The organism is Vibrio sp. D401a, assembly GCF_030248515.1.
In the GTDB taxonomy this organism is placed as follows: domain Bacteria; phylum Pseudomonadota; class Gammaproteobacteria; order Enterobacterales; family Vibrionaceae; genus Vibrio; species Vibrio rotiferianus.
This window is the reverse complement of sequence record NZ_JAHGAI010000001.1, coordinates 334,865-351,938: the sequence shown is the minus strand read 5'-3', so window position 1 is coordinate 351,938 and position 17,074 is coordinate 334,865. Positions and strand designations below refer to the sequence as shown.

Sequence of the window (17,074 nt, the reverse complement as noted above, 5' to 3'; positions counted from 1 at the left end):
ATTAAATCGTGGTGAGTTTAACACAGCCTTTTTCTAGGCTGAACCTTGTGCACTACTTATGCTTAGGCAAACCATTGATTCCATGCTTGCTTCACCCACTCTCGTTCTGCAACAAATTTCTCTTCCGCCACATCGGCATCCAAATTGAGCAAGTTGCGACGATGAATCTCATCGCGCATTGATGTGTATGCGCGCGTCAATTGCATCGCTTGATCTTCTTCCATGACACCTTGCGCTATCAAGGTTTCAAAAATACGTACGTTATCGCACCAGCGAATCAGCTTCGGCTTATTGTGACTGTAGTTGAGCACTAGATATTGAGCGAGAAACTCAATATCGGTAATGCCGCCGTTATCTTGCTTGAGCATAAAGCGACCGGACTTTTTCCCACCCAAGTGGTCACGCATTTTCTCACGCATATCGACCACTTCTTTCTTTAGAGTGTCTTCGTCACGCTGTTTACACAACACATCATGACGCGTGTTGTGGAAGGCGATCGCTAATGGCTCATCACCATAGATCATGCGAGCACGTACTAACGCCTGATGCTCCCATGTCCACGCATCTTGGTGTTGATAATCATCAAACGCATCGGTTGGGCTTACCAACAAACCCGAAGCACCAGACGGACGTAAGCGAGTATCCACTTCGTACAGAATGCCTGATGCAGTGCGGGTTGAGAAAATATGAATGATGCGTTGTGCCAAACGAAGATAGAACTGGCGGCCATCAATCTCTTTCTTACCATCGGTATACACGTTCACAGGACAATCGTGCATAAATACAATATCCAGGTCCGAGTTATAACCCAGCTCCCAACCGCCAACTTTCCCATAACCAATCACAGCGAAGCCTTTACCTTCACGATCTTTTACATGCGTTGGTTCACCATATTTTTCAGACACTTGCAACCAAGCTTGGTTCACTACAGCTTCGACAATCGCTTCAGCCAAGTAGGTTAAGTGATCACTTACTTTCATTACAGGCAACACGCCAGCAATATCGGCAGCCGCAATGCGGAGGATGCAAATTTGCTTAAACTGACGCAGCGCTTCCATCTGCTGTTCCATATCATCTTCAGGGATACGGGCAAGGAAATCTCGCAGTTCAGTTTGGTAACTGTCTAGGGGGATTGGGTTATAAAGATGCTGTGGGTCTATCAGCTCATCAAGCAGTATTGGATAACGCGATAACTGCTCAGAAATCATCGGGCTTGCAGTACAAAGGCGAACCAATTGCACTAACGCTGCCGGATGTTCATCTAACAATTCAAGGTAAGTAGTACGGGTGCAGATGTTATGCAGTAAGTGCAACACTCGCGGTAAGCCAAATTGCGCATCTGGGTGGGCAAATACTGCATCGAAGACTTTTGGCATTAACTTAGTCAACACTTCTCGACCGCGAGGGCCAAGCGTTTTCTTAGCTAAGTCTGCTTTAAACTGCATGATGGTTTTTGCGAGTTCTTCAGAGTTATCCACTTTGATATCCTGCTGCAGAACATTTTCTAACACATCTTGCTTAGTCGCCATATCCCACAACTCATGGAAATGACGAGCGACCGCTTCTGTTTCATCTTCTTCATCGTCACCGATTAAGCTTTCAAACACCTTGTGTACATTTGCCATATGTTGCTGCGTTTGAACAAGCAATTCATCCCAAGATTCAAAACGCATCGCAGTAGCAAGTTTTAGCTGCTCATCTTCACAGTCCGGCAAAGTTTGCGTTTGCTTATCGGTCATCGCTTGTAGCAAGTTTTCTAGCTGACGTAGATACTTATAAGCCGCTTCAAGGTTATCGACTTCCGGTTGAGTCAGCTGAGCGAGCTCACCAATGGCATTCAAGGTTTCTAGCAGGCCACGACCACGTAGAGATGGCTCGCGACCACCACGAATCAACTGGAACACTTGAGCGATAAACTCAATCTCACGAATACCACCTGCACCAAGCTTAATGTTATTACTCAAACCACGACGGCGCACTTCACTGCTGATCATTGATTTCATACGGCGCAAAGATTGGATCGCACTGAAATCGATATAACGGCGGAAAACAAACGGACGCAGCATCTGGCGCAACTCTTGATATTGCGGATACATTTCGCTGCCCATCACGCGCGCTTTAATCATCGCGTAACGTTCCCAATCTCGCCCTTGTTCTTGATAGTAATCCTCTAAAGCCGCATAACTCATTACCAACGGGCCACTTTCACCAAACGGTCGCAAACGCATGTCCACGCGGTAACAAAAGCCATCAAAGGTTTGTTGATCGAGCGCTTTAATGATGCGTTGACCTAAACGGGTAAAGAACTGCGCATTGGCAATACTGCGGCGCGCGCCTTGCGTCTCACCGTTTTCTGGATAAGTGAAAATCAGATCGATATCGGAAGAGAAATTCAGCTCGCCACCGCCAAGTTTACCCATGCCGATGATCAGCATAGGTTGCGCTTCACCTTCAGCATTGGTTGGCGTGCCCCATTCGTTACAGCAAATCTTGTATTGCCATTGGTAAGTTTCGAAGATCATCGCTTCGGCCAATTGAGACAAATGACCAAGTGACTCTTCTAGTGTCCAACTATGAGTAAAGTCTTTCCACGCAATGTAGACCATTTCGCGATTACGGAACTGACGCAGCACACGATGGCCAGCCATTTCATCTTGGCATTCAGCTAAAAGATCCGCGAGGCGTGCACGATACGCTTGTTGTCGACTGCTTTCTGCCAGCATGGTTGGCAAGTCTTGTGCAAGTTTCTCATCACGGTGAATCGCTTCGGTAACAAACTTGCTAAGGCCTGATACAAAACGAAATTGCTCTGCAATCTCGGTTGGCCATTGTTGAAAATATCCCGCTTGCTCGGCATTTTGAACCGCAGCATCGGCGACAGAAATCAGTGACGAAGGCAGCTGCATTTTTCTTCCTTGTGTGAAAAGCACTGTGGTATCACCCTTTTATACCAGAGTTGGCACAAATAAAAACGCCCACAAAAGGTTTGTGGGCGTTTTATCAAAGCTTGTCAGCCTTTAGACCTGGAAAGATTTAATCTTCTTGTCTAACTCTTCGGCATTGCCTTGCATCATTTCAGAAGTTTCAAGAAGCTCTGTAACCACCACGACGGAAGCTTCTACAAGCTCACGAACGTTGGTTAGGTTCTGGCTCATTTCTTCTGCCACGCTGCTTTGCTGACCCGACGCAGTCGCAATCTGGAAATTCATATCGTTGATTTGCGTGACTTGGCCGACGATACCATCTAGCTCAGAGCCAGCGTTCGATACCAGTTCAACACCTTCAGCGGCTTCAACCACACTCTTCTCCATCAGCTCAACCGCTGAAGTAGCGCTCGCTTGAAGCTGAGTGATCATCTCTTGAATTTCTACCGTCGCTTGTTGGGTACGCTGTGCAAGGTTACGAACCTCATCCGCAACGACCGCAAAGCCTCGACCCGCTTCACCAGCACGTGCCGCTTCAATCGCAGCATTCAGTGCTAGTAAGTTAGTTTGCTCTGAAATGCCTTGAATAGTGCCCACGACACTGCCGATCGCATCCACACGTTCTTCGACTTGATTTACCGCACTTGCCGAAGAAGCAATGTCTGAAGACAGTTCGCTCATCTTGGACATAGTGTTTTGTAGGAACTGCTGGCCTGTTACCGCTTGCGTTGATGCTTGTTCCGTGAGGGAAGAAGCCGTTTGAGCGTGATCTGCAACGGTTTGGACCGTCGAAGACATCTCACTCATTGCCGTGGCAAGTTGGTCTATTTCGTTAAACTCTTCTTGTGCCGACTCTTTCGTTTCGGACATGCTCAAAGTCATCACTTCAGTGAGCGTTGCAAGCTCATCGGATGCATTAATCTGCATTTGAATGACGTCGTGTAGTTGGCGACGAGTTTTCTCCAGTTCACGCGCAACGTCACCATATTCATCTTTACAGTCCATTCCGAAAGGTACGGAAAGATCTTTGCTAGCCATGAGTTTAATCGCATCATTCAAATACTGCGTCTGACGCAACATCACGCGTGCTGCTGCTAGAAGTAGTACAACAAATACCGCAATGAGTAATGCAGTTTGCCATGCAACTTGTGTTAAGTAAGCTTCATAATGTTGTTGGGCAACTTGTTCATTCTGTGTTGCCGCGAGTAGTGAATCGTAGAAGGTACTCGCATCCCAAAGTTGTTTCGCCACGATTAAGACGGTACTAAATACCATCAGCATGACCATTTTCGGAACGAGCTTAATATCGGAAATTACCCTTTCCCATGGCTTGAATGCCAGCTTTTCCATTGTCAGTTCTCCACCGAGTCTTATATAGTCTTTATATTTCGCCAACTTATAGTCACAGTTGTGCTATTTATTTCGAGCTTCGTATGAAAAGCAATAATACCAAAGACAGCACTAAACCGATGAGCCTGCTGTCACTGATCCTGTCATTTATGGCGCTATTTGTGATCTCAGGCTTACTATTTTTGCCGATTACACATGAAACCCGTCAAGTTCTTATCGGTCTCGATTTTATAATCTGTAGTATTTTTCTATTACAGCTCACCATAGATTTGATCCGAGCCACAGATCGTTGGTCATATTTCAAAGACCACTGGATCGATTTTGTGGCAAGCATCCCAATGATTGAGCCTCTTCGCTTTGCTAGGCTGTTTCATATTTTGCGCGTAATTTTGGTACTTAGATCATCAAAATTCATTCTTTATCAGCTCAAGAATAACCGCAGAGAGACCACTTTAGCCTCGATTTTATTATTGATGGTGGTTCTGATAACCCTTGGTTCTAGCGCCATGCTGTTTATTGAAGGTAAAAATCCAGACGCCAACATCCAGACAGGCACAGACGCTTTATGGTGGGCATTTGTTACCATCTCAACCGTCGGTTATGGCGATCATTATCCCGTTACAACAGGTGGAAAATTGCTTGCTGTGCTGATCATCATTTGTGGTGTCGGCATTTTCGGTATGATTTCTGGTTTGATTACGTCGATTCTTACCGCGCCAACCAGACAGCAAGACCATCGTTCGAAAAATAAAGAAAAGCTGTTAGAACAGGTATTAGATAGACAGGAACAGATCTTAAATCGACTGCAATCTATAGAAGATGAACTGCATGATCAGAAACAACAGGAAAAAAAATAGGACCTTGCGGTCCTATTTTCGTTGCTATTCTTGCCAGTATGGCTCGACTTCAACACCGATAGCGCGAGTCTGATCCATTGCATGTAAGATTGAACGCTCTTGGCGATGCAACCAACGTTCTAATTGTTCTTGCTCTTCCCCTTCTAACATACCGACTAAAGGCAGTAGATGATTCAGCATTAGCAAATCATCAATGCCATGAACCAAGTCAGCCCAAGGAAGACGGAAGGTATTGCGCTCTTCTGCATCATATAAGCTCGCAAATCCAATACCTGTGTACAAGTTACGCAGTAAACGGTAGCGCTGATCCACATACTCTTGAGCGGATAGCTCACGCTCCGCAGGGAACGCTTCCATCAACTCCGCCCATGTACGATCCAGTTGCTTCACTGAGAAAGGTTGGATATTACTCGACATCTTCTCACGCGCTTTATCATCTAAGAATGGCTGCCAGCCACGCGTTAAGATCCAACGGCTCAAATCCAATAGCAAACCGGTGTAACGTGCCGAGCTCAGTAGCTCTAACACTTCTTCACGGCTTGGTAACTCACCCAACTGTTGAGTCAGCTCGGATACAAGGAACTTACGCGCGTCCAGCTTACGCAGCACGTTGCCTTTATCATCTAGCAGCTCTTCTAAGTGTGCGTGTTCATCTAGCCACTCAAGCTCTTCTTCTAACCACTTCATTTCTTGGCGCAGAATTGCACTTGCTCGGCGCGGTACCATGCTGCCAAAAATAGTGAAGGTTTGGCGGATAAAGCGAATCGCATTGACGATTTCTCGCAGAGATTCCACACAATCACGTTCTGTAAAGATTTGTTCGTGATAATGCCAATGCGATAGTGCATGCTCTAACGAGTTAATCAGGCAGTATTCCACGGTGTCGTTTTTACTGCTGTCGACCAGTGCTAGCGGTTTTACTTCATCACCCGCATAGCCACTCGCTAATCGGTAACCCTTCGCAGCTTTGCTTAGATTACCAAGGCGCATACCACCCGCTTCGCACAAGCTGCGAGCAAGGGTAAATAGTGCGTCTGTCTGGCCAGATTTCAGCTCAAGCTCAACTTCACAGATAGGGTCTTGCTTCTCTTCTCCGTCCGTACCTTGAGCAATCACAGCTCCTTGGTCGAAGGCAACTTCGATTTGGCTGCCATCAGGCATGCCAATCAGCCATTGTTCACGTGTGAAGTTAGTAGAGAATAGAGGCGTCAATTCCGCTTGCAGTGTTGTGACATCTTTACCTGCTGGCCAAATGTCAGAAGGATGAAGCGTGAGGTCTGGCTCATTACTGGTGTGCTCAGCATTGTATTCTGGTCTTTGGTGAAGGCCCGCTACAACGCGTCCTGCTGTTTTTACAGTCTGGACAAAAACATCATCAAAACGGCGAATTCTTAAACCAATGTCGTGCTTTCTTAGCCATTTGTCAGCGGTATCAAAATAGGTGTTACCCAAGTCACGACTACTGTGCTGAAGTACTTTTGTTTCGGAAATTTTAGTTCTTAAAGTTTCTGAAAATTCAGGAGAAACAAAAAACTTCAGTTCTATCTCGGTTTCCATAGCTATACCTTTCAAAGCAGATAGAAACAGGATATTGCCTAATTTCTCACACGGCAAGAAAGAAATATCACCCGAATGATGATCTAAAACAGTTTTAATGAGCGATTTAATGCGTTAACATGCGCGCCTTTATAGCCATCGTTCAACATTTCGCCAAGAAATGGTGTATGTTTTTTTAAGGTTATAGCTATTAGGTTGAATGACCATGCCAGTAAATACAATTATGGGGTTATTTGCAAAGTCCCCAATTAAGCCTTTGCAGCGCCACGTTGTGTGTGTCAACGAATGTTGTTCACACCTAGTTAAGTTCTTTGAAGTCTCTTCAAAGGGTGACTGGGAAAAAGCATCTGAGATCCGTTCTCAAATTTCTCATCTAGAGAAAGAAGCGGACGTGCTGAAACGTGAAATCCGTCTAAAACTGCCTCGCGGTTTGTTCATGCCAGTCGATCGTACTGACATGCTTGAGCTTCTGACTCAACAAGACAAACTTGCGAACTTGGCAAAAGACATTGCTGGCCGTGTATATGGTCGTCAACTTGTCATTCCTGAGGTTCTCCAACCAAACTTCCTCGCATACGTTCAACGTTGTCTTGATGCGGCTGATCAAGCGCAAAAAGTAATCAACGAACTTGATGAACTCCTAGAGACCGGCTTCAAAGGCCGCGAAGTAACGCTCGTTGCTGAAATGATTCATCAGTTGGACGTTATTGAAGATGATACCGATGCAATGCAGATTGAACTTCGTCAACAGCTAATGACGATTGAATCTAGCATGAATCCTATCGATGTCATGTTCTTGTACAAGATTCTTGAATGGGTAGGTGGTATTGCCGACCAAGCGCAGCGCGTAGGTGCTCGTTTGGAAGTCATGCTATCTCGATCTTAAAACATAAGTTAACGACATAACGAAGAGCATTATTAACGCGAGTCAGGTGGACGATGACAATATTCATCGTCTTCTGGTCTGACGCGCGTAAAATTTTGTTCCGCTTGTTATAAAACAACTAGGTATTACGATGGATATCCTTGCGAACTACGGCACTGTCCTGATTATTGTTGCAGCGATTTTTGGTTTCATGATGGCGATTGGTATTGGCGCGAACGACGTTGCTAATGCTATGGGTACATCTGTAGGTTCAAAAGCGCTAACCGTAAAACAAGCCATCATCATTGCGATGATCTTTGAATTTGCGGGTGCATACCTTGCAGGCGGTGAAGTAACCGACACTATCCGTAAAGGTGTTATCGAAACATCTCTATTTGCTAGCCAACCTGATATTCTTGTCTACGGCATGATGTCAGCGCTTCTTGCGGCTGGTACTTGGCTTCTACTTGCTTCTTACATGGGCTGGCCTGTATCAACGACTCACTCAATCATCGGTGCAATCATCGGTTTTGCGTGTGTGTCTGTAGGTACAGAAGCGGTTGACTGGGGCAGTGTTCAAGGGATTGTCGGTAGCTGGATCATTACTCCGGTTATCTCAGGCTTCTTTGCTTACGTTATCTTTGTCAGCGCACAGCGTCTGATCTTTGATACTGAGAACCCACTATTCAACGCAAAACGTTTCGTTCCAGTTTACATGTTCATCACTACCATGGTGATTGCACTAGTAACTATCAAGAAAGGTCTGAAGCACGTAGGTCTACACCTAAGCAATGGTGAAGCATGGATGTGGGCTGCAGCGGTTTCTGCACTAGTAATGGTAGGTGGCTACATCTACATTCAGAAGAAATTCGCAAACCGTGAAGAAGACCGCAGCTTTGCTGGCGTTGAAGGCATCTTCAGCGTACTAATGGTTATCACAGCGTGTGCGATGGCATTCGCTCACGGCTCTAACGACGTAGCGAACGCGATCGGCCCACTATCAGCGGTTGTTTCAACTGTTGAACACATGGGTGAAGTAACAGCGAAAAGCACAATCGCATGGTGGATTCTTCCTCTAGGTGGTTTCGGTATCGTGGTTGGTCTTGCAACACTAGGTCACAAAGTAATGGCGACGGTTGGTACAGGTATCACTGAACTAACACCAAGCCGTGGCTTTGCTGCTCAGTTAGCAACAGCATGTACAGTAGTTCTAGCGTCAGGTACTGGCCTACCTATCTCTACCACACAAACACTGGTTGGTGCGGTTCTGGGTGTTGGTTTCGCTCGCGGTATCGCAGCACTTAACCTAGGCGTGGTTCGTAACATCGTGGCATCATGGATTGTTACACTACCAGCAGGCGCACTATTGGCAGTGGTATTCTTCTACGGTTTGCAAGCGGCATTCTCGTAAGAATCACGAGTCTATAGATTGTTAGCGTATTGTCATTATTGACTCAAACGCACAGAAAGGGAGGCTTTGCCTCCCTTCTTTGTTGCACCAACGTTTGAAACTGCATAATATTCGTCTATTTCCGGCTCCAATAATTCGGTGCCAAAGCTGTATCCAAGAAAATCGTTAAGGGATTTACTGTGAAAAAACTAATCATCACGGTTTTGTTTACTTTGCTAGCAGCGCCAGCGGCACTAGCGGCAGACCGTTATATTTCTGATGACCTATTCACTTTTATGCACTCTGGTCCAAACAACACCTACCGCATTATGGGTAGTGTTAACGCAGGTTCTAAAGTACAACTTCTTCAAACAAATAAAGACACGGGTTACACTCAGGTTCGTGACTCACGCGGCCGTACTGGTTGGGTGCAAAGCAAGTTCGTGACCAACCAAGAGAGCATGGCTATCCGCCTACCTCGTGTTGAAAAAGAGTTGAAAGAAGTAAAAGAACAACTAGCAAACGCACGTCAGAATTCAGATACTGAAAAAGCAGGTCTAGTCACGTCACTAGAAACGCGCAACCAACAGATCTCTGATCTAGAAAAAAAATACTCAGAGATCAGTGACCAACTAACGTCGGCACAAACTGAAAACCGCGAACTTCGTGCAAAACTAGATACACAGAAAGATGACATGCTGCTTAAGTATTTCACTTACGGTGGTGGTGTAGCTGGTATTGGCCTTCTGTTTGGTTTGATTCTGCCTCACGTGATGCCACGTAGAAAGAAATCGCCAGCAGGTTGGGCATAGAACATCCTACTTAGATAAAATAAAAGCCAGTCGACTAGACTGGCTTTTTTCGTTTTAAGTTACCAAACTAACCTTGCCACTCATACAGAGCCGGAATACGAATTTGTTCACCTTGGAACTCAACAATGACGGCTTGAGGTTGAATTTCTTTTAGCGTGACTTGCCCATCAACAACATCACCTTGGTGGTACTCGACATTATTGATCTTCACCCAGCGTCGCTGAGTATCACTGGAATACATGTGAGTTTGAAGATTTAGGGCAGGAAGACGTCCACGCCATTGTTGAGCATCTCGCTCTAAGTCATTAACCGCAACATCTTGTGTGATTGCTTGCTGCTGATTATTCGTCAGGGCGTTTTCGACTTTCATTGCCAAATCCGGAGATAGTGAGGACAAATCCAAATCATCAAGTGATAGTCCAAGATCATCTTGACTCTGAATGGTTGGGCTCGTTTGTTCCGTACGCATAGACGAAGCTAATAACTCACTCTCACCTTGTACCACATCATTATCAGCGAGCCCCTCTTCAACAAATGTACCAATGCTCTGTGGCCACTCTGCCGTTGGCCATTCGCGAGGCAATTGCGCTAGTTGCTGTTCTTGGGGGTAACTCAGACTTTCAAATCTTGGACTCGCTTGAGTTACATCCGCTATAGTCTGCGGGTCTCGAGTCTCTACCGCATCAGATACCGCAGGTGGTTGCGAAAACAAATCTAAATACCAAGCAGCACCAACGGCAGTAAGGCTAACAGGTAATAAGAAGAGTCCGACATGCTTCATTACTGACATTATGCTCCCTCCTTATTGATAAGTTCTAACACCGGAGCATTGGACTGCACACTCTGTTGTAAGCGATCCAATGTACGTTGACCCGCAATACCATCAACGCCAATCCCTTGCCAGCGTTGGAACAATTCAACCCGCTCTTTGAGCTGGCTATTAAAGATATCAGTGCCTAAAGGCTGTTCACTTACAGCCTCAGCTAAAAGCTGGTCTAGTACTTCAATCGCAGGTCCTTGCATATCCATGCGCAGCGTATCTTTCAGCGGAGCTTGCCATAGCTCGATGATATTGCCCTGCCACAATGGCTTGAGCCATGAAACTGGCAAACGAAGGCGTTGAGTGCCATTAAGCACTTCAACTTTGTCATCACCAATCGCATAAAGAATCACATAGCCAACTTGGCCTTGGTAGTTCAACTCCAAAATAACCGGATGGTTTTGTTGTACCAGCAATGGCCATGTCGCCATTTTACGTTCACAACGCATGGTCGATTGAGGCTCAGATAAGCATAAGTTATCACGCACTGAAGCACGATAACCCCAAAGCTTATAAAGCTCATTCACCGCAAGGTTCGACTGTGTCTGCTCTAGCAACGTATCGCGCTGATCATTGGTCAATTGCTCATAAACGACAGGCGCGGCGGCGTGAGGGGTGGTCTGTGCGACTTCAGCAACCACAGGATTCAGGCTCGGCTTCAGAGGCACGTTTTGCGTCACTACCCAACCAATACCAATTGCAGCACATACACCGATGGCGACAGAGCCCCACGCAGGCCATTCAAAACTGCGGCGAATCGGTTTATCTTGCTGATAAATCTCTGCTTGGAACTGCATCACCTCTTCACAAGCTTGATGCACCGTTTGTTTATCCACGACCACGCTACCTTTGTGGTAACTGATGTTCAGGGACTTATCACAAATCAGGTTTATCAGACGCGGAATACCGTGACTGTATTTTGCAATCAACTTGGTCGAACTGCGATCAAACAACTGTTTATCACCACCAGCAGTATGCAGTCGGAACGTGATGTAGTCTGCGGTTTCCTTTTCATCCAGTGGTAGCAAGTGATAACGACCTGTAATACGCTGCGCAAGCTGACGTAGCTGTGTCGTTTGTAATAAGCGTTGCAACTCTGGCTGACCGACCAAAAGTACTTTAAGTAGTTTTCGAGTATCCGTTTCTAGGTTGGTCAACAGACGCAATTGTTCAAGCACATCTGCTGCTAAATGCTGTGCTTCATCAATCACTAGTAGCGTTTGCCAACCAGATTTATGGTTGTGCTTCAAATATTCATAGATAGCTTGATTGAGCTGCTTAAGCGTCGCTTCTTGCGGATAGGCAACGTTGAATTCGTCACAAATAGCCTCTAGTAAGTCTCGACTTGAGAACGTCGGGTTAAGGATTAACCCTGCTTTAGTGTCCTCATTCAGGTTGGCGAGCATGGCTTTTGCAACCGTGGTTTTACCTGTTCCTACCTCACCGGTTAGCATGGCAAAACCACCACCATCTCCTAACCCCGCCTGAAGATGCGTAATTGCCTCTTTGTGACGTTGACTCAAATACAGATAACGCGAGTTTGGAACAATAGAAAATGGCAGTTCAACAAACCCGAAAAAGTCCTTATACATAGGATCTCCAGCTAAAACCCTCCCGTAATTGAATCGGGAAATTCCTTCATAGACCTAAAAGAGACTCGACATCTTCGTTTTAGTTCTTTTAGGAGTAATGCAAATTACCATTGCTTGCTACAATGTCCAACGTCATATCAATAAATTAAGAGGTAATGCGTGCAAGTTTATTTAGTTGGCGGTGCGGTTCGAGATCATTTACTTGGCATTGATAGCTATGACAAAGACTGGGTTGTGGTTGGAGCAACGCCAGAAATCATGCTCAGCCAAGGTTATACAGCAGTAGGTAAAGACTTTCCTGTGTTCTTGCACCCCAAAAGTAAAGAAGAGCACGCCCTTGCGCGAACTGAGAGAAAGTCAGGCTCTGGCTATACCGGCTTTGAGTGTTTCTTTGATCAAAGTGTTACCTTAGAAGATGATCTGATCCGTCGAGACCTCACAATTAATGCCATGGCAATGGATGATAACGGCAAACTTTACGATCCCTACGGAGGCCAGCAAGATCTACAGGCTAAACTGTTACGGCACGTCTCTAACGCATTTAGCGAAGATCCTCTTCGCGTCCTCCGCGTAGCCCGTTTTGCAGCTAAGTTAGCGCACTTAAATTTCAGTGTAGCAGATGAAACCATGCAGCTTATGCGCGAAATGGCGGAATCTGGTGAGCTGAGCACGCTGACACCAGAACGTGTTTGGCAAGAATGGTACAAGTCGCTTTCTACATCACGTCCAGATGTATTCTTATCTGTACTTAAAGAGTGCGGTGCATTAGCAGTCGTATTGCCTGAAATTGATGCACTTTTTGGTGTACCTCAACCTGAAAAATGGCATCCAGAAATCGACACTGGAATCCATACCTTAATGGTGGCAGAACAGGCTGCAAAGCTCAGTAACTCGCTGCCAGTCAGATTTGCAGCGCAAGTACATGACCTGGGTAAAGGTGTGACGCCAGAGAATGAGTGGCCAAGCCATAAAATGCATTGTCACACTGGCTTGAAGCTGATTAAAAAGTTATGTGATCGTGTACGCGTACCGAATGAGTTCCGCGACTTAGCGCTAATGGTGTGTGAGCAGCACTCGAATATCCATCGTGCTGGTGAACTCAAACCACAAACCATCATTAAGATCCTTAACAAATTTGATGTATGGCGTAAGCCCGAACGCTTACAAGATATCTTGATTTGCTGCCAAGCCGACCACGCTGGCCGTAAAGGGTTAGAAAACCAACCTTACCCACAAGCACAGCTGTTTATGCAAGCTTACCAAGCCGCAGCAGCGGTCGATGTACAAGTGATTATCAAAGATGGCTTCAAAGGCCCAGCGATTCGCGATGAACAAGAGAAACGTCGCATTGAAGCGGTCAGGGTCACGCTAGGAAAATAGACCAATAGGTACATAACGAACAAACAAAAACGCCCGCTATAGAAAGCGGGCGTTTTCATTTGGATTGGATTTAAGCCGTTAGCAGAAACGCAAACAGACCGAAACCTAGAATCAAACGGTAAATCACAAATGGAGTCATGCCCATACGTGAAATCATCTTCAAGAAGAAGTGGATACAGATGTAGGCACTGATAAATGAAGTCACGATACCTGTCAGCAAGAAACCGATGTGTACTGGTTCACCACTGGTCACCAACTTCATGCCTAGATAACCACCAGCCAAAGTGATGATTGGAATAGACATTAGGAATGAGAAACGCGCCGCAGCTTCACGGGTGAAGCCTAAGTAAAGTGCTGCCGTAATTGTTGCACCAGAGCGTGACGTACCAGGGATCATTGCCAGCGCTTGTGAGATACCAATAAATAGAGCTTTCCTCCAGCCTGTTTGGTACTCATCGGCAACCAACTTGGCATTCTTATCCACCCACCAAAGTAGCAGGCCGAAAATAATCGTAGTGGTCGCAATAACGTAAGCACTGCGAAGGTAAACCTCAATGATGTCTTTCATCAGCAAACCGAACACACACGCCGGGATCGTCGCAATCACGATCATCCATGCTAGTTTTGCTTCTTTACTGCGATCGCCTTTAAAGATCGAGGCAAATAGCGCTTGGAAAAGCGTGATCACTTCTTGTCGGAAATAGATCACCACCGCCATCAACGTACCAACGTGAACGGCAACATCAAATGCCAAGCCTTGGTCTTCCCAACCAAGAATGGCTGATGGCAGGATCAAGTGAGCAGAGCTGGAAATTGGCAAAAACTCTGTCAGCCCCTGAATCAGAGCCAAAATAAAGGCTTCAAAGTAACTCATGTAAACAACTCAAAAATTAAAGCGAAAAAGAAACGGGTTTAAGCGAAGATACTGACTTCATGGTCTGCCAAATATCTGCGATTGTTCGTCCATCGCCGGGGATCACTAAATTTGGTTCGAGATCATATAAGGGCTTCGTGACAAAAGGATATTTGTAGATGTCACTGCGCGGCAGCTCGGGCTTTTGCTGCGATATGCTCTCACCGAATAGGACTATATCGAGATCTAAGGTTCGATCCTGATATTTCTGCGCATTTTCCTCACGTCCCCACTTAAATTCAATCTCGCGTAAACGAACACTCAACTCTTCGAGTGACAACTCCGTAACAAAACTAATTACAAAGTTGTAGAAATTTTGACTGCTAAAGCCGATTGGCTCGCATTCATATATCGGCGACACACAAAGATCGAATCCTAACTTTTGCAGTTCTTGATAAGCAACATGCGCATGATGCTCTCTATCTATATTGGAGCCCACGCCGATATACGTTTTTATCATGCGGCGCCTCGCTCAATGACCACACCAACAGCACGAGCTTGAGGAACTGCGCCTGGTTTTGCCAAACGAATTTTTACCCAAGGCACGGAGAAGCGTTGCATAATTAGCTCTGCGACCTCTTCTGCAACACGCTCAACTAACAAAAAGCGACCATTTTCGATGTGATTCAATACCGCTTCACTCACTTGAGAGTAATCTAACGCATCTTGAACATCATCACTTTTGCCCGCCGGTTTGTTGTCGTGTGCCATTTCGATATCGAGAACCAACTTTTGCTTAATCTGCTGCTCCCAATCGTATACACCGATAGTGGTGATTACTTCTAACTGTTCAATAAATACTTTATCCAGAGCCATCTTCTGTCCTTTATTGCAGAGGTCGGATACCCGACTGAAGGGTTTTGATCGTAAAATTAGCTATCTGCGAGAATTCTTTATATACAGAACATGACACAATGCAAGTTCAATCGCAGAGAGTATTTTTGCAATATGTAAATTCGCGGTATGATACCAACAACCGGGGATATGAGCATTAAATTCCAATCCATCAAGGACTTCTATGGACGCACTGGCACTGATAATGACGATGGCAGCCTATTTACTGGGGTCAATCTCTAGTGCGGTGCTGATTTGTCGTCTGCTTAAATTGCCAGACCCAAGGGATGTAGGGTCAAACAACCCCGGAGCCACCAATGTATTAAGGATTGGAGGTAAAGGAGCAGCAGCAGCAGTTTTATTATGTGACATGCTAAAAGGTACCATCCCCGTCTGGAGTGGTTACTTTCTTGGTATCGATCCTATCATTCTTGGCGTAGTCGCTATTGCAGCGTGTCTTGGTCACATGTATCCGATCTTCTTCCATTTTAAAGGTGGAAAAGGCGTCGCAACAGCACTTGGTGCGATAGCCCCGATAGGTTTAGATCTAACAGGACTCGTGATGCTGACTTGGCTCTCAGTAGCCATTCTGTTTCGTTATTCTTCTCTGGCGGCTCTCGTCACGGTATTGGTAACCCCCTTCTATGCTTGGATGTTTAAACCGCAATATACTCTCCCCGTAGCTATGCTCTGTTGCTTAATCGTACTTAAGCACCATCAGAACATTCGTCGCCTCTTGTCAGGAGAAGAACCTAAAATCGGTGAGAAAAAATTAGCAGAAAAAAACTCGGCCTAATGCCGAGTTTTTCGTCTTGAGCCGCTGATAGCTGAACTATGCGTGTACTTTGTTTAAAAAGCTCAATAGCATTTGGTTCACAAAAGCTGGCTGCTCCAGAGAACTAATATGCCCCGCTTCGGGAATCTCCACTAACTCACTGCCCGTAATGCAATCATTCATTAAGTAAGATTCAAAGACCGGACGTGGCTTATCCTCACGACCAACCGCAATCAAAGTTGGCAATGCGAACATTTCAGAATCTTCAATCACATCACGACGGCCAAACACCATACGCCCAACACGAGCCACTTCGACTGCGCGCTCACCTTGCAATGCTGCTAAGCTTTGTTTGAATGAAGCCACCAACTCCGGATTCACTTGCTCGGCATTGTTGGCAAAGAACAGCGGTGTTACGGCTTCAACAATCGGAGCTGGCACGGCTTGAACTTGGCTAATAGTATCTAGCATTGCAAAGTACTTTTTGTGCGTCACTTCTGGCTCTAGACCAATGAATGTATCCATCAAAACCAATGATTTCACGCGCTGCGGTGCTTGAGCAGTAAGTTCAGCCCCCCACATACCGCCCACAGATAAGCCCACAATAGAAAACTGCTCGATCTCTAAATGATCCATCAACGCCAGCATATGTTGAGCGTAATCCACCAAAGATCGTGTTGAAGCGGGTGCAGCATCCGACTCACCGTGTGCCCAAAGGTCTGGCACAATACAGCGGTAAGATTGGCTCAACACTTCAATTTGTGGTGCCCACATTTGGCAATCCCAAAGGTAGCTGTGACCAAATAGCAAAACTGGGCCTTCCCCCTTATCGAGGTAAGCAAGTTGCTGGCCTTCAATTTCAAACTTGTTCATTGTTATGTCCATTTATTATTCTTGCGCACTATCCTATCACTGAAAAGAAGCAGAACTGCTCCCATCAGTCGATGCCCTTCATGATATTTTTCAGCAAAATAGCTAAAAATAAAGGCCTCTGATAAGCAGAGA

At 45.8% G+C, this 17,074-nt stretch carries 15 protein-coding genes; 6 read left to right on the top strand and 9 right to left on the bottom strand.

What is annotated here, in order from left to right:
• Nucleotides 1-62 precede the first annotated feature (62 nt).
• Nucleotides 63-2,906, bottom strand: coding sequence for a bifunctional [glutamate--ammonia ligase]-adenylyl-L-tyrosine phosphorylase/[glutamate--ammonia-ligase] adenylyltransferase (gene glnE, locus KIV41_RS01650; RefSeq protein ID WP_285335567.1), 2,844 nt, complete (start codon nucleotides 2,904-2,906; stop codon nucleotides 63-65).
• A gap of 111 nt (nucleotides 2,907-3,017) precedes the next feature.
• Complete coding sequence (locus KIV41_RS01645; protein WP_010445804.1) at nucleotides 3,018-4,274, bottom strand: methyl-accepting chemotaxis protein; 1,257 nt, start codon at nucleotides 4,272-4,274, stop codon at nucleotides 3,018-3,020.
• 83 nt (nucleotides 4,275-4,357) lie between these two features.
• Between KIV41_RS01645 and KIV41_RS01640 the strand changes: the two genes are divergently transcribed.
• Complete coding sequence (locus tag KIV41_RS01640; protein ID WP_285335566.1) at nucleotides 4,358-5,131, top strand: ion transporter; 774 nt, start codon at nucleotides 4,358-4,360, stop codon at nucleotides 5,129-5,131.
• A 24-nt stretch (nucleotides 5,132-5,155) separates the two neighbouring features.
• Here the strand turns inward: KIV41_RS01640 and KIV41_RS01635 are convergent, their stop codons facing one another.
• Nucleotides 5,156-6,688: an inorganic triphosphatase gene (locus tag KIV41_RS01635; protein ID WP_285335565.1), complete on the bottom strand. Its 1,533-nt coding sequence runs from the start codon at nucleotides 6,686-6,688 to the stop codon at nucleotides 5,156-5,158.
• A gap of 205 nt (nucleotides 6,689-6,893) precedes the next feature.
• Between KIV41_RS01635 and KIV41_RS01630 the strand changes: the two genes are divergently transcribed.
• From KIV41_RS01630 to KIV41_RS01620, 3 genes are all read left to right on the top strand, one after another.
• On the top strand, nucleotides 6,894-7,574 hold the full coding sequence (locus KIV41_RS01630) for a TIGR00153 family protein (RefSeq protein ID WP_010445801.1): 681 nt from the start codon (nucleotides 6,894-6,896) through the stop codon (nucleotides 7,572-7,574).
• 130 nt (nucleotides 7,575-7,704) lie between these two features.
• Entirely contained in the window at nucleotides 7,705-8,964 is a 1,260-nt protein-coding gene (locus KIV41_RS01625) for an inorganic phosphate transporter (protein WP_045386495.1), read from the top strand.
• Between the two features lie 179 nt (nucleotides 8,965-9,143).
• Nucleotides 9,144-9,755, top strand: coding sequence for a TIGR04211 family SH3 domain-containing protein (locus KIV41_RS01620; RefSeq protein WP_010445800.1), 612 nt, complete (start codon nucleotides 9,144-9,146; stop codon nucleotides 9,753-9,755).
• Nucleotides 9,756-9,822: 67 nt separating this feature from the next.
• Here the strand turns inward: KIV41_RS01620 and KIV41_RS01615 are convergent, their stop codons facing one another.
• Nucleotides 9,823-10,545 carry a general secretion pathway protein GspB gene (locus KIV41_RS01615; protein ID WP_285335564.1) on the bottom strand — a complete coding sequence of 241 codons (723 nt, stop codon included), beginning with the start codon at nucleotides 10,543-10,545 and terminating at the stop codon, nucleotides 9,823-9,825.
• Nucleotides 10,545-12,167, bottom strand: coding sequence for an ExeA family protein (locus KIV41_RS01610; protein ID WP_285335563.1), 1,623 nt, complete (start codon nucleotides 12,165-12,167; stop codon nucleotides 10,545-10,547). Before KIV41_RS01610 ends, KIV41_RS01615 begins: the two co-directional genes overlap by 1 nt.
• A gap of 159 nt (nucleotides 12,168-12,326) precedes the next feature.
• On the opposite strand from KIV41_RS01610, the gene KIV41_RS01605 reads away from it, so the two are divergent.
• Nucleotides 12,327-13,547, top strand: a complete 1,221-nt coding sequence (locus tag KIV41_RS01605; protein ID WP_285335562.1) for a multifunctional CCA addition/repair protein — start codon at nucleotides 12,327-12,329, stop codon at nucleotides 13,545-13,547.
• A 70-nt stretch (nucleotides 13,548-13,617) separates the two neighbouring features.
• On the opposite strand, the gene KIV41_RS01600 is transcribed toward KIV41_RS01605, so the two are convergent.
• The 3 genes from KIV41_RS01600 to folB are packed head-to-tail and all read right to left on the bottom strand — an operon-like array spanning nucleotide 13,618 to nucleotide 15,276.
• Entirely contained in the window at nucleotides 13,618-14,421 is an 804-nt protein-coding gene (locus KIV41_RS01600) for an undecaprenyl-diphosphate phosphatase (protein ID WP_285335561.1), read from the bottom strand.
• A 16-nt stretch (nucleotides 14,422-14,437) separates the two neighbouring features.
• Nucleotides 14,438-14,920 carry a 2-amino-4-hydroxy-6-hydroxymethyldihydropteridine diphosphokinase gene (gene folK / locus KIV41_RS01595; RefSeq protein WP_038885791.1) on the bottom strand — a complete coding sequence of 161 codons (483 nt, stop codon included), beginning with the start codon at nucleotides 14,918-14,920 and terminating at the stop codon, nucleotides 14,438-14,440.
• Nucleotides 14,917-15,276: a bifunctional dihydroneopterin aldolase/7,8-dihydroneopterin epimerase gene (gene folB / locus KIV41_RS01590; protein WP_045386484.1), complete on the bottom strand. Its 360-nt coding sequence runs from the start codon at nucleotides 15,274-15,276 to the stop codon at nucleotides 14,917-14,919. The genes folK and folB overlap by 4 nt, the downstream gene beginning before the upstream one ends.
• A 202-nt stretch (nucleotides 15,277-15,478) precedes the next feature.
• Between folB and plsY the strand changes: the two genes are divergently transcribed.
• The gene (gene plsY / locus KIV41_RS01585; protein ID WP_010445793.1) at nucleotides 15,479-16,090 is read left to right on the top strand and encodes a glycerol-3-phosphate 1-O-acyltransferase PlsY; all 612 of its coding nucleotides are present in this window, start codon (nucleotides 15,479-15,481) and stop codon (nucleotides 16,088-16,090) included.
• Between the two features lie 36 nt (nucleotides 16,091-16,126).
• Here plsY and KIV41_RS01580 read toward each other — a convergent pair whose 3' ends face one another.
• Nucleotides 16,127-16,942: an alpha/beta fold hydrolase gene (locus tag KIV41_RS01580; protein WP_138941483.1), complete on the bottom strand. Its 816-nt coding sequence runs from the start codon at nucleotides 16,940-16,942 to the stop codon at nucleotides 16,127-16,129.
• Between the last annotated feature and the right edge of the window lie 132 nt (nucleotides 16,943-17,074).